The sequence below is a fragment of the Pseudomonas sp. AK181 genome, assembly GCF_051122975.1.
Taxonomy (GTDB): domain Bacteria; phylum Pseudomonadota; class Gammaproteobacteria; order Pseudomonadales; family Pseudomonadaceae; genus Aquipseudomonas; species Aquipseudomonas lactis.
Window position 1 is genome coordinate 3,812,967 of the sequence record NZ_CP146348.1, and the last position, 22,969, is coordinate 3,835,935.

A 22,969-nucleotide genomic window follows, 5' to 3' on the forward strand; every position below is an offset into this window, starting at 1 on the left:
GGGGTTGTAGGACTCAACCTACGGCGACTGAAGTGCATCAAAGCAATGGCTGACTCATAGGTAAAATCGATTTATCGTATTTCAAATATAAGCCCAGCTTTTAAGAGGATGTGCCATGTCGGTTTCCCATGCCCAACTCAAAGCCTTCCATGCGGTGGCCATTCACGGCAGTTTTACCGGGGCCGCCGAACGCCTGTTTCTGACCCAACCGGCGATTTCCGACCAGGTGCGCAAACTTGAAGAGCGCTTCGGCGTATTGCTGTTTCACCGCAACAAGCGCTCGGTGCGCCTGACCGATCTGGGTGAACGCCTGCTGGCCATTACCCAGCGCCTGTTTGTGATCGAAGCCGAAGCGGAAGAATTGCTGCAGGATTCGCGCGCCCTACTCACCGGCACCCTCACCCTGGCAGTGGATGCGCCCGTGCACGTACTGCCGCAGATCGCGCGCTTCTGCCAGCGCTACCCTGGGATCAGCGTGAAGATCGAAACGGGCAATACTGATGAGTCGCTGTCGCGCCTCTACAACTACCAGGCCGACCTGGCGCTGCTGGGGCGCGATGTCGATGATGTGCGCCTGTTGTCAGTGCCGCTGCCCGACGACCAACTGCTGGCTTTCGTCGCACGGGACCATGCCTGGGCCGGGCGCGAGTCGATCTGCCTCGCTGACCTGGATGACACCCCGCTGGTACTGCGGGAAACCGGCTCGGTCACCCGCCAGACCCTGGAGCAGGAAATGCGCCAGGCCGGCCTGCGCATTCGCCCGGCCATCCAGGTGGAAGGCCGCGAAGCCGCCCGCGAAGCCGTGGTCGTGGGGATTGGCGTAGGCGTGGTGTCGGCGGCAGAGTTCGGTGCCGACGCACGGGTGTACGCCATGCCGATCCGTGATTGCACCCAACGCATGAAAGAAACCCTGGTGTGCCTGAAAGAGCAGAGTTCACGCCGGGTGGTCGCGACCTTTCTGGAGATCGTGCGTGAGAGCCTTCACGCCAACTCGAAAAACGCCTGAATCAAGCGCAACGAGCGGCGGCGCTCCATGCAGCCGAGCATGTGCCGGTTCAGCAGGCCATCGCCGAGGATCGGCACCGCCTGTACACGCGGGTCCGGGCTGACCTCCATCGACGACACCACGCCCACGCCCAACTCTGCCGCCACCGCTTCGGTCACGGCTTCACGGCTGTCCAGTTCCAGCAGCACTTTGGGTTGCACATTCGCCGCCAGGCACGCGTCATCAAAGGTTCGGCGGGTGGTGGAACTGGGCTCGCGCAGCACCATGATCACCTCATTCAACTGCGCCAGTTCAATACCCTCACGCTGCTTGGCCCACGGGTGCGCGGCCGGTACCAAGGCGCAAATCCGCGACTGGTCCAAGGGTTGCAAGTGCAGGCCATTGCGCGGCTCCACCTCGGTGAGCACCGCCACATCCGCATGTTCGGACAGCAGCGCCGCCAGGGTTTCCTGGGCATTGCCCAAACGCAGGTTCACGGTAATGCCGGGGTAGCGCGCGCGCAGGCTGGCGATCATCGGCATCACCAAGTGAGGGCCATCCGCCGCCACTTCCAAGCGCCCGGTGAGCAACTGGCGGTTGGCCTCCAGCATGGTTTGCGCTTCGTCGACCAAGCCGAAGATAGCGCGGGTGATGGCCGCCAGGCGCGCGCCCTCCTCGGTCAACTCCACCCGGCGTGCGGTGCGGCGCAGCAGCGGAATCTGGTAGTGCTCCTCAAGCGCCTTGATATGCCCGGTCACCGCCGGCTGGCTGATAAACAGCCGAGCCGCCGCACGGGTAAAACTGCCCTCACGGGCCACGGCATCGAATGCACGCAGTTGAAACAGGTTCATAGCTATCGGCCTCACTGATAGCTCGCATAACAACAAACAATTTGATTGATGACAAGCCAAACTGCAATTTAGGCGCCGTAGATTCACCCCGAAACCTTGCGAGGATTTGACATGCCCCCTGCCGCGCCGATCCTGTTGACCCCCGGCCCCCTGACCACTTCGAACCGCACCCGTCAGGCGATGATGGTGGACTGGGGCTCATGGGACGACCGCTTCAACCAGCTCACCGCCAGCGTGTGCACGCAGTTGCTGGCGATCCTCAACGGCGCCGACAGCCACCATTGCGTGCCGCTGCAAGGCAGCGGCACCTTCGCCGTCGAAGCGGCGATCGGCACCTTGGTCCCCCGCAATGGCAAAGTGCTGGTGCTGATCAACGGCGCCTACGGCAAACGCCTGGCGAAAATCTGCGAGGTGCTTGGCCGCGAATTCAGCACCTTTGAAACCGCCGAAGACCAGCCCACCACTGCCGCCGATGTGGATCGCCTGTTGCACGCCGATGCCGCCATCACCCACGTCGCGCTGATCCACTGCGAAACCAGCACCGGCATTCTCAACCCGTTGCCGCAGATCGCCGAGGTGGTCAAACGTCACGGCAAGCGCCTGATCGTCGACGCGATGAGTTCCTTCGGTGCACTGCCGATTGATGCTCGCGAAGTCCCCTTCGACGCGCTGATCGCCGCCTCGGGCAAATGCCTGGAAGGCGTACCAGGCATGGGCTTTGTCTTTGCCGAAAAAGCCGCGCTGGCCGCGTCCCAGGGCAACTATCATTCCCTGGCGATGGACCTGTTCGACCAGCACAGCTATATGGCCAAGACCGGACAATGGCGCTTCACCCCGCCCACCCACGTGGTCGCCGCCCTGCATGAAGCGCTGTTGCAATACGCCGAGGAAGGCGGCCTGCCTGCCCGTCACCAGCGCTATGCGAATAACTGCCAGGCATTGCTGGACGGCATGGCCGAACTGGGCCTGCGCAGCTTTCTACCGGCGGCGATCCAGGCGCCGATCATCGCCACCTTCCACGCCCCAAGCGACCCGCGCTACCAGTTCAAAGCGTTTTACGAACGGGTCAAGGCCAAGGGGTTCATCCTGTACCCCGGTAAATTGACCCAGGTGGAAACCTTTCGCGTGGGCTGCATCGGCCATGTCGACGCGGATGGCATGCGCGCAGCGGTCAAGGCCATCGCCGAGGTGCTGCACGAAATGTGTAGGAGCGAGCTTGCTCGCGAAGTGCGTTAACGATGACGTGGGCATCCTGATTAAACGCGGTGCCTGGATGTTTTTCGCGAGCAAGCTCGCTCCTACAGATATGAATGTTTTTACCCACAGGATTTGAACCATGAACTATCAAAACCCCAATACGCTCCAGGCCGTTATCCTCGACTGGGCTGGCACCGTGGTCGATTTCGGCTCCTTCGCCCCTACGCAGATTTTTGTCGAGGCCTTCGCCGAGTTCGACGTGCAGGTGTCTATCGAGGAGGCCCGTGGCCCGATGGGCATGGGCAAGTGGGACCATATCCGCACCCTCTGCGACCAGCCACAGGTTGCCGAACGCTACCGCCAGGCGTTCGGCCGCACGCCCACCGACGACGACGTGACCGCCATCTACCAGCGCTTCATGCCGCTGCAGATCGAGAAAATCGCCGAACACTCGGCGCTGATCCCCGGCGCCCTCGACACCCTCACCGCCCTGCGCGGCCAAGGCATCAAGATCGGCTCCTGCTCCGGCTACCCCAAGCAGGTAATGGACAAGGTCGTGGCCCTGGCCGCCACCAATGGCTACGTCGCCGACCATGTCGTGGCCACTGACGAAGTACCCAACGGCCGACCATGGCCGGCCCAGGCCCTGGCCAACGTGATCGCCCTGGGCATCGATGATGTGGCCGCCTGCGTGAAGGTCGACGACACCGTGCCAGGCATTCTCGAAGGTCGCCGTGCCGGGATGTGGACCGTGGCCCTGACCTGCTCGGGCAACGCTCTGGGCCTGACCTACGAACAGTTCCGCGCCCTGGACAGCGCCACCCTGGCCAGCGAGCGTCAGCGCATCGAAGCGATGTTCGAAGGCTCGCGTCCGCATTATCTGATCGACACCATCACCGACCTGCCACGGGTCATCAACGACATCAACCAGCGCCTGGCCCGCGGGGAAATGCCGCAGGCCTACTGACCGAGGTCAAGACAACGGCATTGGCAACAAGCGCAGCGCTCAAAACAGGCATAGAGTTAATGCACTCCATCGCTAAAGAATGGAGGTATGCCCTGATGAGTGAGGAACACAGTGATGCCGTGGAAAAATTCCGATACGCGCTACAGCACCATGTCGATTGCGTTGCACTGGTTGATGGTGGTGCTGCTGGCGGTGGTCTACGCCTGCATTGAACTGCGCGGCCAATTCCCCAAAGGCAGCGGTGCGCGCACCTTGATTGTTGAAATGCACTTCATGCTCGGCCTGACCGTGTTTGTACTGGTATGGCTGCGCCTGTTTGCCCGCAGCCTGGGAGTGGCGCCGAAGATCCTGCCGGCACCGCCGCAATGGCAGAGCCTGCTGGCGACGCTGATGCACTGGGCGCTGTATGCGTTGATGATCGGCTTGCCGATTGCCGGTTGGTTGATCGTCAGTGCCAAAGGGCATTCGGTGATGTTTTATGGGATGGAATTGCCGCCACTGATCGCGGAAAACAAGGCGCTGGCCGAGGAGATTGAAGGCTGGCATGTGCTGTTCGCCCAGGTCGGTTACTGGCTGATCGGGCTGCACGCGTTGGCGGGAATCTTTCATCATTACGTGATGCGCGATAACACGGCGCTGCGCATGATGCCGGCTGGAAGGAGGCTTTAACCCATTCATGGACTGAACTTAGGCCATCAGTTAAGCGCAACTCCCCTGTGGGAGCGGGCTTGCCCGCGAAGGCGGTGTGTCAGTCACAGTATCTCTTACTGCACTCCCGCTTTCGCAGCATAGGTATCTATACAACTTTGTAGGCTGTAGCAGCAGACGCTAACCACGATGCGAAGCGAGCCGCTCTTGATCTTGATCTGCTTTTGATCTCAGGCGCCCCGTTAAACCACGCTGGCCGGAATTCGACAGTGATTTGGGGGGTAAACCGGCAGGGATGCCGGTTTAGCCGCCCCGCGCCATGGATGGCGCGTGGCGGCGGCCCCCCAAATCACTGGCGGATTACGGGCACACCGAGCCTAAGCGAAGTGCCGAGTGGTGGGGCGAGGACCTTTTGGTTACTTTTGGCTGGGCCGGCATTCCGGTCCTTCCAAAAGTGACCCGCTGTCAGAGCGGAACCCTAAGTGGCCGTTACCGCAGCAATGGATATGTACACGGTCCAACTGCGTTGACTGTCAGGCCGCCTTCGCAGGCAAGCCAGCTCCCACATTTGGATCGCCGTGCCTCAGCCAGATCAGCGTCGGCTGTCAGGCCGTCACGGGAGCAAGCTCCCTCGCCACAGGTTCAGCGTCGTACCGAGGTTGTGTAGATACCTATGGCTTTCACAGGCAAGCCAGCTCCCACAAGGGGTTTGCGCCCGTCGCTGAAGCCTCGGCGGCCTTGCAGGCCGCCGGTGTGGATGAAGATCAGGCGCGTGCCAGGGATGAAGCGTCCGGCCTCGATCTGCTGTTTCAACGCCAACAGCGCCTTGCCGGTGTAGAGCGGTTCCAGCGGTAGGCCGCACGCTTGTTCGGTGCGCTCAATGAAATCCAGCAACAGCGGATCGACCTTGGCAAAGCCACCGCGACTGGCGTCCAGCACTGTATAACCGTCCTGCACGATGGCACTCACGTTCTGCGCCACACCGTGGTCATCCGGCACCGCCATAGCGCCATACACCCAATGCGCACCCGCCTCCGCCAGCGCCAGCCCCGCCACCGTCGTGCCGGTACCCGCCGCCAGCCACCAGGCGTCATAATCGCTCCAACCGAGGTTACCCAACTGCGCCCGCGCCTGCTCGACCAACACCCCACAACCCTGCGCACCGGCCAGCCCACCGCCGCCTTCGGGTATCGGATGAAAGTCGGGATACTGCTCACGCCAAGGCAGCCAGAAACCCGCTTCATGCCGCGCCCGATAACCGCCATAACCGAGCCAATGCAGCTGCATGCCGAAGGCTTTAAGGTCGAGAACCGTGGGGGTGTCTTGAGGATGGCCGCGCAACAGGCCGACCGTGGGAAAACCAAAGCGCTTGCCCGCCGCCGCCAGTGCATGCAGATGGTTGGAGTAGGCACCGCCGAGGCTGATCACACCGGTGGCCCCAACGCGTCGGGCCTGGGCCAGGTGCTCGGTGAGTTTGAACCACTTGTTGCCGCTGATCAGCGGGTCGATAAGGTCCAGGCGCAGCACGGCCAACTCGACCCCGTTCAGCCAGTCCAGCTGCAAGGGTTCAAGGGGCGCGTGAGGAAGCCAGTCGAAAGGGCCCATCGGCAGGTATCTGAATGAAAAAGGGGCGGTAGTCTAACACCGCCCCGCTTGTCGCCTTACAGCTCGGCCGCCAGGCGCGAGCCCTGGTTGATGGCGCGCTTGGCGTCCAGTTCGGCCGCCACATCGGCACCACCGATCAGGTGCACATTCTGGCCCGCAGCCACCAGGCCGTCGTGCAATTCGCGCAGCGGGTCCTGGCCGGCGCAGATAACGATGTTGTCCACGGCCAGTACCTGCGGCTCGCCCTCAGCGCCGATGCGGATATGCAAGCCTTCATCGTCGATCTTCAGGTACTCGACACTGTTGAGCATCTGCACCTGCTTGTTCTTCAAGCCGGTGCGGTGGATCCAGCCCGTGGTCTTGCCCAGGCCATCGCCCACCTTGGAAGCCTTGCGTTGCAGCAGGAACACTTCACGGGCCGGCGCATGACGCTCGGGCTTGATCCCGGCCACGCCGCCACGGGCTTGCAGCTGGGTGTCGATGCCCCACTCTTTCCAGAACGCCTCGCGATCCAGGCTGGTGGAGACGCCTTGGTGCACGAGGAATTCAGACACGTCAAAGCCGATGCCTCCGGCGCCGATCACCGCCACGCGCTTGCCCACCGGCTTGCGCTCAAGGATCACGTCCAGGTAACTCAGGACCTTGGCGTTGTCGACACCCGGAATCGCCGGGGTACGCGGTGCGATGCCGGTGGCCAGGATCACCTCGTCATAACCGCCCGCTACCAGTTGCGCAACGTCCACACGGGTGTTGAGGCACAGCTCGACGTGGGTGGTCTGCAATTTGCGCTTGAAATAACGCAGGGTCTCGAAGAACTCTTCCTTGCCCGGCACGCGCTTGGCGATATTGAACTGGCCGCCGATCTCGCTGGCGGAGTCGAACAAAGTCACCTGATGCCCGCGCTCGGCGGCCACGGTAGCAGCGGCCAGACCCGCAGGGCCGGCGCCGACCACCGCAACTTTTTTGATCTGCTTGACCGGCAGGTAATTGAGCTCGGTTTCGTAGCACGCCCGCGGGTTGACCAGGCAGGTGGTGAGCTTGCCGCCAAAGGTGTGGTCCAGGCAGGCCTGGTTGCAGCCGATGCAGGTATTGATCTCATCGGCGCGCCCGGCGGCGGCCTTGTTGACGAACTCGGGGTCGGCGAGAAACGGCCGCGCCATCGAGACCATATCGGCGTCACCTTCGGCCAGGATCTGCTCAGCAATTTCCGGAGTGTTGATGCGGTTGGTGGTGATCAGCGGAATCTGTACCGAACCGCGCAATTTGGCCGTGACCTTACTGAACGCACCACGGGGCACTTTGGTGGCGATGGTCGGGATACGGGCCTCGTGCCAGCCGATACCGGTGTTGATGATCGTCGCGCCGGCCTGTTCGATGGCCTTGGCCAACTGCACGATTTCTTCCCAGACGCTGCCGCCTTCCACCAGGTCGAGCATCGACAGGCGGAAGATGATAATGAAGTTCGGGCCTACGGCCTCGCGTACACGGCGCACGATTTCCACCGCCAGGCGCATGCGATTTTCAAAGCTGCCACCCCAACGGTCGGTGCGATGGTTGGTGTGGGCGGCGAGGAACTGGTTGATGAAGTAGCCTTCGGAACCCATGATTTCGACGCCGTCATACTCGGCGACCTGGGCCAGCAGCGAGCAGGTGACAAAGTCCTGGATCTGCTTTTCGATGCCCTCTTCATCCAATTCCTTGGGCTTGAACGGGTTGATCGGTGCCTGGATAGCGCTCGGCGCCACCTGCTTGGGGCTGTAGGCGTAACGCCCGGCGTGGAGGATCTGCATGCAGATCTTGCCACCCGCGTCGTGCACGGCCTGGGTGACGATCTTGTGCTTGCGCGCTTCTTCCTCGGTGGTCAGCTTGGCCGCACCGGCATACACGCCGCCTTCATCATTGGGGCCTATGCCGCCGGTGACCATCAGGCCCACGCCGCCACGGGCACGCTCAGCAAAGTAAGCGGCCATACGCTCGAAACCGCCGGGCTTTTCTTCCAGGCCTGTGTGCATCGAGCCCATCAGGGTACGGTTGCGCAAGGTGGTGAAACCCAGGTCCAACGGGGCCAGCAGGTGCGGGTAGGCAGCAGCGGTCATGGTACAGCTCCACAACGGATCATCACGGGACGTGGCGCACTCGAACGGCGTGCCATCGGTTTATGTCCCACAGACTAAGAGGCGGTGGACCACGGCTCAATGACTGAAACTGACAAGTTATTGATCCAAATGCACAGCGCCCCTTGGCAAGCCACGCCATGGGCCCTACCCTAGTCGCGAACCCTGCACCTGGTCTGTTGTCTGTTGCCCCATGCGTAAACTTCTAGCGTTCACCGTCATCATGGCCCTGGTTGCCTCCCTCGCCGCGTATCTGGTCTGGACCCAGGAGCGCCCCGTGGCGCATTACCTGTCCGACCTGCGCATCACCCTCGCCGTCAATGAGGGCGAACCGGCCGATCGGGGCAACCTGCTGGGCATCCAGCCGGAGCTGTTCCCTGCCGATTACCAGAGCCTGGAACGCCTGTACCTGAAGCTGTCGGCCTACCTGCAAAACGCTCGGGACCTGGGGCTGATCAATGCCAAGACCGTGGTGGTGCTGCCGGAGCATATCGGCACCTGGCTGATGCTCGGCGGCGAAAAGAATGAGCTGTACCAGGCCGCTCACCTCAAGGACGCCATGAACTGGCTGTCGATCAGCAACCCGCTGCAATTTGCCAAAGCCTGGATCAGCGCCACCGGCGACAACCGCATGGATGACGCGTACCTGCGTATGAAAGCCCCGGCCATGGCCCGCGACTATCAAGTGTTGTTTGGCGGCCTCGCAAAAGAATTTGGCGTGACGCTGGTGGCCGGTTCCATCGCCCTGCCCAACCCAAGCGTGATCCAGGGGCAACTGGAGATCGGCCACGGCGCGCTGTACAACGCCAGCGTGGTGTTTGCCGCCGACGGCCTGCCACTGGGCCAGCCGCAGCGCCAGCTTTACCCGATCTACGATGAGCGTGGCTTTATCGAGCCTGGCGATGAGCATGTCGTCAACGTTGTCGACACCCCCGCCGGGCGCCTGGGTATCCTCGTCGGTAGCGACAGCTGGTACCCGGACAACTACCGCAAGCTCAACGAGCAAGGCGCGCAATTGATCGCGGTGCCGGCCTTTGTCACCGGCCGCGACACCTGGGAGCGTCCGTGGCGTGGCTTCAAGAGCGTATCCACGCCCTCTGAAGTGAGCCTCAAGCCTGAAGAAACCAGCGAGGGCGCAGCCTGGCGTCGCCTCACCCTGATCAGCCAGCCACCCGTCAGCCAAGCCACCGCAGGCATGAGCGTCTTTCTGCGCGGGCAGTTCTGGGACCTGGGCAGCGCTGGCCAGAGTTTTCTCAGCCGCAATGGGCAAGTCTTCGCCGATGGCGACGCCCGTGGTGCGCGCCTGCTGAATATCTGGCTGTAGCGCCTTGAAGCCGGTGCGCCTGGGGGACCTGTCGGTGGGCTTCGTGCACACCCTGGCCGACGCCATCCACAGCCACGGCCTGGACCCACAGCCCCTGTTGCTGCAATACGGCCTCGACCCGGCGCGCCTGGCTGAAGCCGGCGCACGCTTGTCGATCCCGCGCTACATGCGCCTGGGCCACGCGGCCATTCAGCTGACCGGCAACCCCGGCCTGGGCTTGCGCATGGGCCAGCTCAGCCGCTTGAGCCAGGCCGGCCTTGCAGGCGTCACCGCCGCCCAAGCGCCCACGGTGCGCGAAGCCGCACGGACGCTCACACGCTTTGAAGCGCTGTACGGTTCCAACTATCGCGGGCAATCAAGCTTTCATGAAGACGCCGAAGGCGCGTGGCTGCGGTTTTATTCCATCAGCCCTTATAACGCCTATAACCGCTTTGTAGTGGACTCGATCATCGCCGGCTGGCTGCAACAACTGTCCGGCCTGGCGCAACAGCCGGTACAGGCACAACGGATTGAAATCGAGTTCGACGCGCCGGACTACCACGACCACTACAGGGTGCTGGGAGAGGGTGTGGTGCACTTCGGCGCCGAGGTCAATCAACTGCGCCTCAGCCAACCCACCCTGGCACTGCGCAACCCACAGCATTGCCCAAGCACCTGGCACCTGTTGCTACAGCTGTGTGAAAGGGAGTTAGAGCAACTGACTCGCACCCGCAGCCTGCGCGAGCGCATTACCCGCTTGCTCGGGCCGATGCTCAATGGCGGCCGGGAACCCGACCTGGAAGAAGTGGCGGCACGCTTGAAGCTGCCAACCTGGACATTGCGGCGCAAACTGGCCGAGGAAGGCACGCAGTTTCGCGCGATTCTCAATGACACCCGTCGCGACCTGGCCATGACCTACATTCGCGATACGGAACTGGCGTTCGGCGAGATCGCCTACTTGCTCGGTTTTGCTTCAGCCCAAGCCTTCCAAAGGGCCTTCAGGCGCTGGAACAACCAGACCCCAGGGGAATTTCGCCGCAGTCAGCGCCACTCCGCCTGAAGTCGGTGTTACAGCTCGGTGGCATCGTCCGCTGGGTCCAGTGGGTCTAGCTCGAATGCCTGGTACTCCAGCAGTTCTTCCTGGTAATCGTCCATGGTGGACTCCTTCTTCATGTTGAAAGCGGTTGCAGATTAATGACCTGCAAACCCAGCCTAAAGTGCCGTCATGACGAAAAAATGTCGACGTCGTGACATTCCTGCTCTTCAGGATTAAACGTAGCGACGATCACTGGATTTAACTTAACCGCAACCTCGGTCAACAGGTGGGAGCTGGCTTGCCTGCGATGGCCATAGGTATCTACACAACTTTTGGGCTGTAGCAGCAGACGGTAACCACGATGCGAAGCGAGCCGCTCTTGATCTGCTTTTGATCTTAGGCGCCCCGTTAAACCACGCTGGCCGGAATTCGACAGTGATTTGGGGGGTAAACCGGCAGGGATGCCGGTTTAGCCGCCCCGCGCCATGGATGGCGCGTGGCGGCGGCCCCCCAAATCACTGGCGAATTACGGGCACACCGAGCCTAAGCGAGGTGCCGAGTGGTGGGGCAAGAGCGTTTTGCTTACTTTTGTCTGGGCCGGCATTCCGGCTTTTCAAAAGTGAGCCGCCGTCAGGGCGGAACCCTAAGTGGCCGTTACCTAAATAACGGATATGTACCCGGTCCAACTGTGTTGACTGTTAGGCCGTCTTCGCAGGCAAGCCAGCTCCCACATTTGGACTGCGGCGCGTCAGGTAGAGAGGCGCCGGCTGTCAGGCCGTCACGGGAGCAAGCTCCCTCGCCACAGGGTCAGCGTCGTACTGAAGTTGTGTAGATCCTATGCTGCGATGGCGGCCTGTCAGCCGACGCTTCTCTACCTGCCCCCCCTCCCACATTCGAGCATTGCGTTATTGCGCAGGCATCGGCAGCGGTGGAATCGCTTCTGTCGGCGCAGGCAAGGCCGGATCAGTCGGCGCCGGCGCCACCGGAGCAGGCTCTGTCACCGGTGCAATCGGTGCAGCCTCAGGTGGCGGCGCGAGCGGCTCTGCAGCGGCGGGCGCTACAGGCACCTCCTTGGGTGCTTCGACCTTCTCGGCTGCCGGAGCGGCCTTGGGCTCGGGCACGCCCAGGTCGGCCTTGGGCTGCTCGGGGATATGCTCGGCCTGCTTCACTTCCTGCGGCAAGAACACGTCCACCAACGCGAAGTAACGCTCGTAGAACTTGGGTGCCGAGACGGTCTCGCTGGCTACTTTCACCATCGAATCATCGGTGGAGCCAATCGGCATCGACACCGAGCCCAGCACGCCCACGCCGAGGCTCGCGGAGTTGTTGACCTTCTTCAGCGCATAGCGGTCCTGCAAGGCGTTGGCAAACATCGTCGAGTGATTGCTGCCCTTGCCGTCAGCGGCGCACACCACATTGAAACTGATCTGCAGGTGGGTCTCGCCGGTCTGCTGGAAGCTCTTGTTGCCGGCCACCAACTTCGGATCGCTACTGGTAATGATGTAGCCCTGACTCAGCAGCGCACGGCGCGCCGCTTCACAGGCCGCCACATCGCTGACCGGGTAATCGCGGGAAAACGTACCGGAGTCGTCGAAATTCTCATGTTCATAGATAGCGGTCTTGGGTGACGAGCAGCCCGCAGCGCCCGCCAGCACCAGCGCCAACCCGAGAGTGCGCAAGTGAAATGATGTCGACATTGAAAATCCTGAAGAAAACGGTCCGGACGGTATTGTGCAACAGAACACGACATTGAAGCGCGATTCCTGTCGGTAAAACATCTCAGGCTTAGACAGCAGCGTCAGTAGGAAAAAGCCTGGGGCACATAGGATCGATAAAGATCCGTAATGTGCGCGGTTCTATGACAAGTTTGTTTACAACTTATTCCTCACCTTTCTATCATCGTCCCTGGGTGCGTTGCTGCATAAAGTACGGCGCAGGTTAAAAGCCAAGCATTGGTCGGGCCGCCAATGGAGATTTGTCGTGCCTGATAAACACCCCGCCATCCCTCGCCCCCAGCGTTTGACTGAGGGCGCGCTGTCCGCCCTTGAGCGCTTTTCACATATCGAAGCCGTCAGCGGTATCGTGCTGCTGCTGGCCGCCATCGTTGCGCTGGTGTGGGCCAACAGCCCCGCCGCCGCGACCTACGAGCATTTCTGGAACACGCCCATCACCCTCGGGCTGGGCGACTACAGCGTGTCGCGCTCCCTGCATTTTCTGGTCAATGACGGGCTGATGACCATCTTCTTCCTGGTGGTCGGTGCCGAGATCCGCCAGGAAATCAAAGACGGCGCCCTCGCCAACCTGAAGCTGGCCACGCTGCCGTTAGGCGCGGCGTTGGGCGGCGTGCTGATGCCGGCACTCATCTACACCCTGCTCAACCACGGCACCGCCGCCGCGAGTGGCTGGGCGGTGCCCACCGCGACCGACATCGCCTTTGCCGTGGGCGTGCTCGCGCTGCTGGGCAAGTCGATCCCCAGTGGCGTGCGTATCCTGCTGCTGGCACTGGCGATCATCGATGACATCGTGGCGATCCTGATCATCGCAATCTTCTTCACCGCCAGCCTCGATTACATGGGCTTGGTGATTGCCGCAGGCGGGCTGGCCCTGGTGCTGGTGTTCCAACGCATGGGTATCAGCAAGGCGGCGATCTACCTGCTGCCGGGCGCTATCGTGTGGTTTGGCCTGCTCAAGACCGGCGTGCACCCAACGCTGGCCGGGGTAATCCTTGGCTTGATGACCCCGGTCAATTCCAAGCCCACCCGGGAACGCCCACTGGAAACCATCGAACGCACCTTCAACGAGCTGATGGACCGGTTCTCGCAGCCAGCCGAGGGGGCCCAGCAAGTCGCCACGCCCCTCAAGCAATTGCGCGAAGCCCAGCGGGAAATACTGCCGCCGGTGCAGCGGGTCCAATCAGCGCTGCACCCGTGGGTAGCCTTCGGCGTGATGCCACTGTTTGCCTTGGCCAACGCCGGTGTGAGCCTGGACGGTTTCAATCTGGATGACCCGCTGGCCCACGGTGTGCTCATGGGCGTCATCTTCGCCCTGGTGCTCGGCAAGCCTCTGGGCGTGATGCTGGCGAGCCTGGCGCTGGTCAAGCTGAACATCTGCAAGCTGCCGGACGGTGTGACCTGGACGGGCGTTGGCCTGGTCGGCCTGTTGGCGGGGATCGGGTTCACCATGTCGATCTTTATCTCGTCCCTGGCATTTTCCGACCCGGCCCTGTTGTCAGCTGCCAAGCTGAGCGTGTTGGCGGCTTCAACCCTGGCGGCGGTGGTCGGGTTGACGTGGGGCAAGCTCAAGTTTGCTGCCAAGAACGCCTAAAGCGCATTCAGCACTCACTTTATCAAAGGCAAAAAAAGACCCCGGCCTTTTCAGGTCGGGGTCTTTTTATTCAGGCCGGCATCAGTACTTCTTGATGTCTGCCTGGGTTTCCAACTGCTTGCGGTAGGCCGCGAAGTCCTGCTGGCCAATACGGGAAGCGAGGAAGCGGCGGTATTGCGCCTTTTCTTCGTCCGTAGGGGCCGCCGCTTCGTTCACGCCGTTCAAGCGCACGATCATCAGGCTGCCATCGCGCAGGGTCACGGTGGTGAAGGTCGGCTTGTCCTTGGCCGCAGGCTTGGGCATGCGGAACAAGGCTTGCAGCACGGCCGGGTCGATAGATTCCTGGCCACGGGTAGCCGCCTCAGTCACCTTCCAGGCCTGGCCGTCAACCGGCTGGTCCAGCGCGGTCTTGCCATCACGCAGGCTGGCGATCAACTCGTCGGCACGGGCTTTGGCAGCAGCGCTTGCGCGCTCCTTGGTCATCTGGGTGCGAATGGCCGCAGCAACGTTCTCCAGCGGCAACTGGGCCGGCTTGAGATGCTCTTTGGCACGCAGCACGATGATGGTTTCCGGGTCCAGCTCGATGGCGCTGCTGTTGGCACCTTCATCCAGCACTTCCGGGCTGAAGGCTGCAGTGACCACGGCACGGTTGGCCGCAACACCTTCGCCACCTTCACGGCCAAACGGCGCGGAGGTGTGGACGGTCAGCTTCAAGTCGGACGCTGGCTGGGCCAGGTCAGAGGCTTCGAATGCCGCATCTTCCAATTGCTTGGTCGCTTCGACAAAACGCTGTTCAACCTGCTGGGCCTTGAGCTCGCGGGTCAGCTTGTCTTTCAGGCTGGCGAACGATGGCACCTCAGGCGCTTCCACGCCCAGCAACTTGATCAGGTGCCAACCGAAGGTAGTACGCACCGGCGTCGACACCTGGTCTTGCTTCAAGCCGTACAGCGCGGTTTCGAAGTCCGGGTCGTAAACACCAGGGCCGGCAAAACCGAGGTCGCCGCCATTGTTGGCCGAACCTGGATCCTGGGAGAACTCCTTGGCCAGGGCTTCGAACTTCTCACCCTTGGCCAGGCGCGCCTGGATGTCTTCGATCTTGGCCTTGGCTTGCGCCTCGGTGACCTTGTCGTTGACTTCAATCAGGATGTGCGCGGCACGACGCTGTTCAGCGAGGTTGGCGGTTTCCTTCTCGTAGGCAGCCTGCAGCTCATCGTCCTTGACAGTAACCTGGTCGAAGAAGGACGACTTCTTCAGTTCCAGATAGTCGATGACCACCTGGTCCGGGGTCATGAACTCTTTGGCGTGCTGGTCGTAGTAGGCCTTGACCTCGTCGTCGGTGAGTTTCACCGCCGCAGGGTCAGCCTTGATGTTGACGGTGGCAAAATCACGGGTCTGTTTTTCCAGGCGGGCGAATGCCAGCACCTCGGCGTCGGTCACGAAACCACTGCCGGCGATGCCTGCGCGAACCTGGCCGATCAGCATTTCCTGGGTCAGCATCTGACGGAATTGCATGCGGCTATAGCCCAGCTGACGAACCACCTGGTCAAAGCGTTCGGCGTTGAACTTGCCGTCTACCTGGAATTCCGGCGTCTGCAGGATCACCTGGTCCAGCGCAGCTTCGGAGAAGCCGAACTTCGAATCAGCAGCGCCTTGCAGCAGCAGCTTACGGTCGATCAGGCCCTTGAGGGCAGCATCGCGCAGCAGCTTTTCGTCCAGCAGGGAAGCATCGAAATCCTTGCCCAGCTGTTGCATCAGTTGGCGGCGTTGCATGTCGACAGCCTGGCTCAGCTCGGTCTGGGTGATTTCTTCACCGTTGACCTTGGCCACGTCCTGCTTGTTATTACCCGAAGCCTGGAAAATGGCTTCGATACCGGTGAACGCCATCAATGCGACGATGATCCCGATGATGGTCTTGGCAATCCAGCCTTGTGAATTGTCCCTGATATTTTGCAGCATGCGTCCCCCAGAAACGGTTGAACTTCAAAGATTAGGCAACCGTGGAGCGTGGGTAGAGTCCGGATAGAAGAAAGGCGCATCCGAGGATGCGCCTTCTCGTAACTGGCGGAGCGGACGGGGGTTCGAATCTGCACCCCCGGCGTGGCGACCCGATACGTGGGTCAGCTACCGCTCCGCTGCCAGGCCAGACCTGCGTCCGACCCGGGTAAGCAAAGGCTTGAACGAAGCTTAGTTAACGGCTTCTTTCAGGGCTTTACCGGCTTTGAAACCTGGTTTCTTGGCAGCAGCGATTTGCAGTGCTTTGCCGGTCTGTGGGTTACGGCCAGTGCGAGCTGGGCGGTCAGTCACAGAGAAAGTACCGAAGCCTACCAGTACCACGGAGTCGCCGGCCTTCAGAGCGCCAGTGACGGATTCGATTACTGCGTCCAGCGCACGGCCAGCAGCAGCTTTCGGGATATCAGCGGATGCAGCGATAGCATCAATCAGTTCCGACTTGTTCACTCTAAGTCCCCTTATATATCTATTGAGTATGATTCTAAGTTTTTTGGTAAAAAGCAAAACCAGTGCTGAATGGCCTACAGACACTTAAGAGCCGCTTTATAACAAGGGCTCTAAAAAGCTGTCAAGGAAGCCCCCAGGCTCCAACACATTAATGCGTGCTAATTCTTTCCTTGGAATCGGACTCGCGTTTTTCGTCCTTCGCGACAATCTCCGGGGCCACATCCGGCAAGGGCTCCGGCGCGTATTGCAGCGCAATTTGCAGGACCTCGTCAATCCATTTAACCGGTTTAATCTGAAGATCCTGCTTGATGTTGTCAGGAATTTCCTTCAAGTCGCGAACATTCTCTTCAGGAATGATCACGGTCTTGATTCCACCCCGGTGAGCGGCGAGCAATTTCTCTTTCAGACCACCGATCGCCAATACCTGGCCACGCAGGGTGATTTCCCCGGTCATCGCCACATCGGCGCGCACAGGAATGCCGGTCAAGGCCGATACCAGGGCCGTGCACATGCCTACGCCAGCGCTAGGGCCGTCTTTGGGGGTCGCCCCTTCCGGCATGTGGATATGGGTGTCGTGCTTCTCGTGGAAGTCCAGCGGGATGCCCAGGCTGCGGGCGCGGCTGCGTACCACGGTCTGCGCGGCGGTAATGGATTCGACCATCACGTCACCCAGGGAGCCGGTCTTGATCAACTGGCCTTTGCCCGGAATCACCGCAGCTTCGATGGTGAGCAATTCGCCCCCCACCTGGGTCCACGCCAGGCCAGTCACTTGGCCGACCTGGTCCTGTTGCTCGGCCAGGCCGTAGCGGAATTTCTTCACGCCCAGGAAGTGCTCCAGGGAGTCGGCAACCACTTTCACCGAGAAGCGTTTTTCCAACGCGTGTTCCTTCACCGCTTTGCGGCAGATCTTCGCGATCTGGCGCTCAAGGCCCCGTACACCGGCCTCGCGGGTGTAGTAACGCACGATGTCGCGGATCGCCTCGACCTCGAATTCGATCTCGCCCTTCTTCAGGCCGTTGGCCGAAATCTGCTTGGGCGCCAGGTACTTGACCGCGATGTTGATCTTCTCGTCTTCGGTGTAGCCCGGCAGACGAATCACCTCCATCCGGTCCAGCAAGGCTGGCGGAATGTTCATGGAGTTGGAGGTGCACAGGAACATTACGTCAGACAAGTCGTAGTCGACTTCCAGGTAATGGTCGTTGAAATTATGGTTCTGCTCAGGGTCCAGCACTTCGAGCAAGGCCGACGCCGGGTCGCCACGCATGTCGCTGCCCATTTTGTCGATTTCATCGAGCAGGAACAGCGGGTTGCGCACACCCACTTTTGTCATCTTTTGAATCAATCTTCCCGGCATCGAACCGATGTAGGTACGGCGATGACCGCGAATTTCCGCTTCGTCACGCACGCCACCCAAGGCCATGCGCACGAATTTGCGGTTGGTCGCGCTGGCAATCGATTCCGCCAGGGAGGTTTTACCCACACCCGGAGGCCCGACCAGGCACAACACCGGACCGCGGATTTTCTTCACGCGCTTTTGCACGGCGAGGTACTCAAGGATGCGCTCCTTGACCTCTTCCAGGCCGTAATGGTCAGCGTCGAGGATCTCTTCAGCACGGGCCAGGTCCAGGCGCACCTTGGTCTGGGCCTTCCACGGCACTTGCACCAACCAGTCGATATACGAGCGCACCACGGTGGCTTCAGCCGACATCGGCGACATCTGCTTGAGCTTGTTCAGCTCGGCGGTGGCCTTGGTCAGGGCATCTTTGGGCAGTCCAGCGGCATCGATACGCTTTTTCAGCTCTTCGATTTCGTTGTGGCCTTCCTCGCCGTCGCCGAGTTCCTTCTGAATGGCCTTCATCTGCTCATTCAGGTAGTACTCGCGCTGGCTACGCTCCATCTGCTTTTTCACGCGGCCACGGATGCGTTTTTCAACCTGCAACAGGTCGATTTCGCCATCCAGCAACGCCAGTACGTGTTCGACACGGGCCGACAGGTCGATGATTTCGAGGATGTCTTGCTTCTGCTCGATCTTCAGCGCCATGTGCGCGGCCATGGTGTCGACCAGGCGGCTTGGCTCATCAATGCTGTTGAGCGAAGACAGGACTTCAGCCGGGACTTTCTTGCCCAACTGCACATACTGCTCGAACTGCGACAGCAGGCTGCGCACGAACACCTCGGATTCACGCTCCGGGGCTTCGACTTCTTCGATCAGCGCCACTTCCGCGCGCAGGTGGCCGTCCACCTCCATGAAGCGCTCTACGGCGCCGCGTTGCTCGCCTTCGACCAACACCTTGACGGTGCCATCGGGCAGCTTGAGCAATTGCAGGACAGTGGCAATGGTGCCGACGCGATACAGGGCCTCTTCGCCCGGATCATCATCAGCAGGATTCTTCTGGGCCAACAGCAGGATTTGCTTGTCGCCCGTCATCGCGGCCTCGAGGGCTTCGATAGACTTCTCGCGCCCCACGAACAGCGGGATAACCATGTGCGGATAGACGACGACATCACGCAACGGCAGGAGAGGCAATTCGATGGTTGTCTTCATGATTTCGCCTCTATGACAGTTCAAAAATAAGCTTGAAACCAAGATGGGGGTTGCATGCAAAAAAAACAAGCTCAATGCCAGCAGTTAAACGCATGAATACACGCGAATTTAACCATCGTCTCGAAAAAACGCCCCAAAAAACAAGGGGCCCCTAAAGGCCCCTTGCTTGTACCGCAACTGCTGAACGCTTACGCGTCGGGTGCAGCCTTGGCAGCCGGCTCACTGTTTTCATAGATATACAGTGGCTTGGACTTGCCTTCGATAACGCTTTCGTCGATCACCACTTTACTCACCTCGGACTGCGAGGGGATTTCGTACATGGTGTCGAGCAACACGCCTTCGAGGATAGAACGCAGGCCACGTGCACCGGTCTTGCGCTCCAGTGCCCGCTTGGCCACAGATTTCAGCGCGTCGGTACGGAACTCCAGGTCTACACCTTCCATCTCGAACAATTTGCCGTATTGCTTGGTCAGTGCGTTTTTCGGCTCGGTGAGGATCTGGATCAAAGCCGCCTCATCCAACTCGTCCAACGTGGCCAGGACCGGCAAACGGCCAACGAATTCCGGGATCAGACCGAACTTGACCAAATCGTCAGGCTCGACTTCACGCAGGGACTCGCCCACCTTCTTGCCTTCTTCTTTGCTACGCACTTCCGCACTGAAACCAATGCCGCCACGGGTGGAACGCTGCTGAATCACCTTCTCGAGACCCGAGAACGCACCGCCACAAATGAACAGGATGTTGCGCGTATCAACCTGAAGGAATTCCTGCTGCGGGTGCTTGCGACCACCTTGCGGCGGTACGGACGCAACCGTGCCTTCGATCAGTTTCAACAGGGCCTGCTGCACGCCTTCACCGGAAACGTCCCGAGTGATCGACGGGTTGTCCGACTTGCGCGAGATCTTGTCGATCTCGTCGATGTAGACAATACCCATCTGGGCTTTCTCTACGTCGTAGTCGCACTTCTGCAGCAGTTTCTGAATGATGTTCTCGACATCTTCACCCACGTAGCCAGCCTCGGTGAGGGTGGTGGCGTCGGCGATGGTGAACGGAACGTTCAGCAGGCGAGCGAGGGTTTCTGCAAGCAGGGTTTTACCCGAGCCTGTAGGGCCGATCAGCAAGATGTTGCTCTTGCCCAGTTCAACCTCGTCACCTTTCTTGTCACGCTGGTTCAAGCGCTTGTAGTGGTTGTACACCGCTACGGCCAGAACCTTTTTTGCACGCTCTTGACCAATGACGTATTGGTCAAGGATGCCGCTGATTTCTTTAGGCGAAGGTAATTTATGCGCACTGCTCTCGGCCTGGGCTTCCTGCACCTCCTCACGGATGATGTCATTGCACAGGTCGACGCATTCGTCGCAGATAAACACCGAGGGGCCGGCAATCAATTTGCGTACTTCATGCTGGCTTTTGCCACAGAAGGAGCAATAGAGCAGCTTGCCGTTGTCCTCGCCGTTGCGGGTGTCAGTCATTCGTTCGATCCAAATCCGATAGGCTTGCAACACAAGATGAAGGCTTATGCGGGCTTTTTCAAGCCCGCCAGTGGTCGGACATGCCGACCAGCCCTATTTTGAGCGGCTTATATTATGCGGGGCGCTTGTCGATCACGGCGTCGATCAACCCGTATTCCTTGGCGGCTTCAGCGCTCATGAAATTGTCACGGTTGGTATCGCGCTCGATTTCTTCCAGGGTGCGCCCGCTGTGCTTGGCCATCAGCGTGTTGAGACGCTCACGAATGAAGAGGATTTCCTTGGCGTGGATTTCGATGTCCGACGCCTGGCCCTGGAAACCGCCCAGTGGCTGGTGAATCATCACGCGCGAGTTCGGCAGGCAGAAACGCTTGCCTTCGGCACCTGCGGTCAGCAGGAAGGCGCCCATGCTGCACGCCTGGCCAATACAGGTGGTCGACACGTTTGGCTTGATGAACTGCATGGTGTCGTAGATCGACATGCCCGCAGTCACCGAACCACCCGGCGAGTTGATGTAGAGATGGATGTCCTTGTCCGGGTTTTCCGCTTCAAGGAACAGCAGCTGCGCACAGATCAGGTTGGCCATGTAGTCCTCTACCGGGCCAACCAGAAAGATCACTCGCTCCTTGAGCAGGCGCGAGTAGATGTCGTAGGCGCGTTCGCCACGAGCGGACTGCTCGACAACCATCGGGACCAGGCCGCCTGCGGCCTGGATATCAGAGTTCTGCTGAATATAGGAATTACGGAACATGCTCTGCAGTTACTCCCAAATAGTCATGTCTTGAAAACGCATAAGCCAGCGCGAGGCTGGCTTATGGTTGAATTTCCAACGAGTTGGACAATCAGTCGGCTTGTGCTGCTTCCGCCGGTTTGACTGCTTCTTCGTAAGAGACCGCTTTATCGGTCACCTTAGCCTTCTGCAGAACAGTATCCACAACTTGTTCTTCCAGCACAACCGAACGTACTTCGTTCATCTGCTGCTCATTCTTGTAGTACCAAGCCACGACCTGCTCAGGCTCCTGGTAGGCCGAAGCCATTTCCTGGATCATTTCGCGAACGCGGTCTTCGTCTGGCTTGAGGTCGAACTGCTTGACCACTTCAGCCACGATCAGGCCCAGCACAACGCGGCGCTTGGCTTGCTCTTCGAACAGCTCGGCCGGCAGCTGGTCAGGCTTGATGTTGCCACCAAACTGCTGAACCGCTTGAACGCGCAGGCGATCCACTTCGTTGGACAGCAGGGCCTTAGGCACTTCGATCGGGTTGGCGGCCAGCAGACCGTCCATGACCTGGTTCTTGACCTTGGACTTGATGGCCTGGCGCAGCTCACGCTCCATGTTCTTGCGAACTTCGGTGCGGAAGCCTTCGATGCCGGTTTCCTTGATACCGAACTGAGCGAAGAACTCTTCGTTCAGCTCTGGCAGCTTAGGCTCGGAAACGCTGTTGACGGTCACGGTGAACTCGGCGGCTTTGCCAGCCAGGTCCAGGTTCTGGTAGTCAGCAGGGAACGTCAGGTTCAGAACGCGCTCTTCGCCGGCTTTGGCGCCAACCAGGCCGTCTTCGAAACCAGGGATCATGCGGTTGGAACCCAGCACCAGCTGAGTGCCCTTGGCGGAGCCGCCAGCGAAGACTTCGCCGTCAACCTTGCCAACGAAATCGATGTTCAGTTGGTCTTCGTTCTGGGCGGCACGGTCGGCCACTTCGAAACGGGTGTTCTGCTTGCGCAGGATTTCCAGCATGTTGTCCAGGTCCGAATCAGCCACTTCGGCGCTCAGACGCTCGATTTCGATACCGTCGAAACCGGCCACTTCAAATTCCGGGAACACTTCGAATACGGCAACGTATTCCAGGTCCTTGCCCGCTTCCAGGGACTTGGGCTCGATCGAAGGCGAGCCAGCCGGGTTCAGCTTTTGCTCGACAACGGCTTCGTAGAAAGAAGCCTGGATCACGTCACCTACAGCTTCCTGGCGCGCATCGGCACCAAAACGACGCTTGATTTCGCTCATCGGCACTTTGCCTGGACGGAAACCAGCGATCTTGGCCTTTTGGGCAGTCTGCTGCAGACGCTTGTTGACCGCAGTCTCGATACGCTCTGCCGGCACGGTGATGCTCAGGCGGCGCTCGAGAGCAGTAGTATTTTCAACAGAAACTTGCATGGATATTCCTCGTTGCACAGACATTAGCCGGCCATTTCCGACCCCAATCAAGGGCATGCATTCTAGTGGGTCAAACTCAAGAAGTCACCCTACTGAAAACACAGCGGAAAACAGCCGGCAATTTATCGGTACGAAAGCACTGAAGTACCTCGCCCCGGTGACAAATACAGCCAAATTGCGCCAGGGCTCTGCGCCGCCCCTCTCTATATATAGAAGGAACAACTATTCATCTCCCTGACGGCCCGCCCTGCGAACAGAACAGGCAAGCAACGCAGCATCATCGAGATACACAAATACGACGACACGCCCTGCCGG

General features: G+C 60.2%; 17 protein-coding genes. 7 read left to right on the top strand and 10 right to left on the bottom strand.

Annotated features, from left to right (window positions below):
- The first annotated feature begins 115 nt into the window (after window positions 1-115).
- Complete coding sequence (locus V8689_RS17260; RefSeq protein WP_056787950.1) at window positions 116-1,006, top strand: LysR substrate-binding domain-containing protein; 891 nt, start codon at window positions 116-118, stop codon at window positions 1,004-1,006.
- Here the strand turns inward: V8689_RS17260 and V8689_RS17265 are convergent.
- Window positions 982-1,836: a LysR substrate-binding domain-containing protein gene (locus V8689_RS17265; RefSeq protein ID WP_056787953.1), complete on the bottom strand. Its 855-nt coding sequence runs from the start codon at window positions 1,834-1,836 to the stop codon at window positions 982-984. The genes V8689_RS17260 and V8689_RS17265 overlap by 25 nt on opposite strands.
- A gap of 111 nt (window positions 1,837-1,947) precedes the next feature.
- Between V8689_RS17265 and V8689_RS17270 the strand changes: the two genes are divergently transcribed.
- From V8689_RS17270 to V8689_RS17280, 3 genes are all read left to right on the top strand, one after another.
- Complete coding sequence (locus tag V8689_RS17270; protein WP_056787956.1) at window positions 1,948-3,072, top strand: 2-aminoethylphosphonate--pyruvate transaminase; 1,125 nt, start codon at window positions 1,948-1,950, stop codon at window positions 3,070-3,072.
- Window positions 3,073-3,172: 100 nt separating this feature from the next.
- A complete protein-coding gene (gene phnX / locus V8689_RS17275) occupies window positions 3,173-4,000 on the top strand; it encodes a phosphonoacetaldehyde hydrolase (RefSeq protein ID WP_056787958.1) in 828 nt (275 codons plus the stop codon).
- Between the two features lie 114 nt (window positions 4,001-4,114).
- Window positions 4,115-4,669, top strand: a complete 555-nt coding sequence (locus V8689_RS17280; protein WP_056787960.1) for a cytochrome b — start codon at window positions 4,115-4,117, stop codon at window positions 4,667-4,669.
- A gap of 621 nt (window positions 4,670-5,290) precedes the next feature.
- Here V8689_RS17280 and V8689_RS17285 read toward each other — a convergent pair.
- Window positions 5,291-6,253 (bottom strand): 1-aminocyclopropane-1-carboxylate deaminase/D-cysteine desulfhydrase, encoded by a 963-nt coding sequence (locus tag V8689_RS17285; RefSeq protein WP_230961997.1) that lies wholly within the window; start codon window positions 6,251-6,253, stop codon window positions 5,291-5,293.
- A 56-nt stretch (window positions 6,254-6,309) separates the two neighbouring features.
- Entirely contained in the window at window positions 6,310-8,349 is a 2,040-nt protein-coding gene (locus V8689_RS17290) for an NADPH-dependent 2,4-dienoyl-CoA reductase (RefSeq protein WP_044274621.1), read from the bottom strand.
- 211 nt (window positions 8,350-8,560) lie between these two features.
- Between V8689_RS17290 and V8689_RS17295 the strand changes: the two genes are divergently transcribed.
- On the top strand, window positions 8,561-9,691 hold the full coding sequence (locus V8689_RS17295; RefSeq protein WP_056787963.1) for a carbon-nitrogen hydrolase family protein: 1,131 nt from the start codon (window positions 8,561-8,563) through the stop codon (window positions 9,689-9,691).
- A gap of 4 nt (window positions 9,692-9,695) precedes the next feature.
- The gene (locus tag V8689_RS17300; protein ID WP_019819480.1) at window positions 9,696-10,730 is read left to right on the top strand and encodes an AraC family transcriptional regulator; all 1,035 of its coding nucleotides are present in this window, start codon (window positions 9,696-9,698) and stop codon (window positions 10,728-10,730) included.
- A gap of 881 nt (window positions 10,731-11,611) precedes the next feature.
- Here V8689_RS17300 and V8689_RS17305 read toward each other — a convergent pair.
- The gene (locus V8689_RS17305) at window positions 11,612-12,403 is read right to left on the bottom strand and encodes a DUF2242 domain-containing protein (protein ID WP_056787966.1); all 792 of its coding nucleotides are present in this window, start codon (window positions 12,401-12,403) and stop codon (window positions 11,612-11,614) included.
- 283 nt (window positions 12,404-12,686) lie between these two features.
- Between V8689_RS17305 and nhaA the strand changes: the two genes are divergently transcribed.
- Window positions 12,687-14,030 (top strand): Na+/H+ antiporter NhaA, encoded by a 1,344-nt coding sequence (gene nhaA / locus V8689_RS17310; protein ID WP_056787968.1) that lies wholly within the window; start codon window positions 12,687-12,689, stop codon window positions 14,028-14,030.
- Between the two features lie 81 nt (window positions 14,031-14,111).
- Here nhaA and V8689_RS17315 read toward each other — a convergent pair whose 3' ends face one another.
- The 6 genes from V8689_RS17315 to tig all read right to left on the bottom strand — a co-directional run bounded on the left by V8689_RS17315 (window position 14,112) and on the right by tig (window position 22,654).
- Window positions 14,112-15,986 (bottom strand): SurA N-terminal domain-containing protein, encoded by a 1,875-nt coding sequence (locus tag V8689_RS17315; RefSeq protein WP_044274626.1) that lies wholly within the window; start codon window positions 15,984-15,986, stop codon window positions 14,112-14,114.
- Between the two features lie 228 nt (window positions 15,987-16,214).
- Complete coding sequence (locus tag V8689_RS17320; RefSeq protein WP_003174819.1) at window positions 16,215-16,487, bottom strand: HU family DNA-binding protein; 273 nt, start codon at window positions 16,485-16,487, stop codon at window positions 16,215-16,217.
- A gap of 148 nt (window positions 16,488-16,635) precedes the next feature.
- Window positions 16,636-19,032: an endopeptidase La gene (lon, locus tag V8689_RS17325; RefSeq protein WP_056787972.1), complete on the bottom strand. Its 2,397-nt coding sequence runs from the start codon at window positions 19,030-19,032 to the stop codon at window positions 16,636-16,638.
- Window positions 19,033-19,220: 188 nt separating this feature from the next.
- Complete coding sequence (clpX, locus tag V8689_RS17330) at window positions 19,221-20,504, bottom strand: ATP-dependent Clp protease ATP-binding subunit ClpX (protein ID WP_003192254.1); 1,284 nt, start codon at window positions 20,502-20,504, stop codon at window positions 19,221-19,223.
- Between the two features lie 112 nt (window positions 20,505-20,616).
- Complete coding sequence (clpP, locus tag V8689_RS17335; RefSeq protein WP_003192255.1) at window positions 20,617-21,252, bottom strand: ATP-dependent Clp endopeptidase proteolytic subunit ClpP; 636 nt, start codon at window positions 21,250-21,252, stop codon at window positions 20,617-20,619.
- 91 nt (window positions 21,253-21,343) lie between these two features.
- A complete protein-coding gene (tig, locus tag V8689_RS17340; protein WP_014718988.1) occupies window positions 21,344-22,654 on the bottom strand; it encodes a trigger factor in 1,311 nt (436 codons plus the stop codon).
- Between the last annotated feature and the right edge of the window lie 315 nt (window positions 22,655-22,969).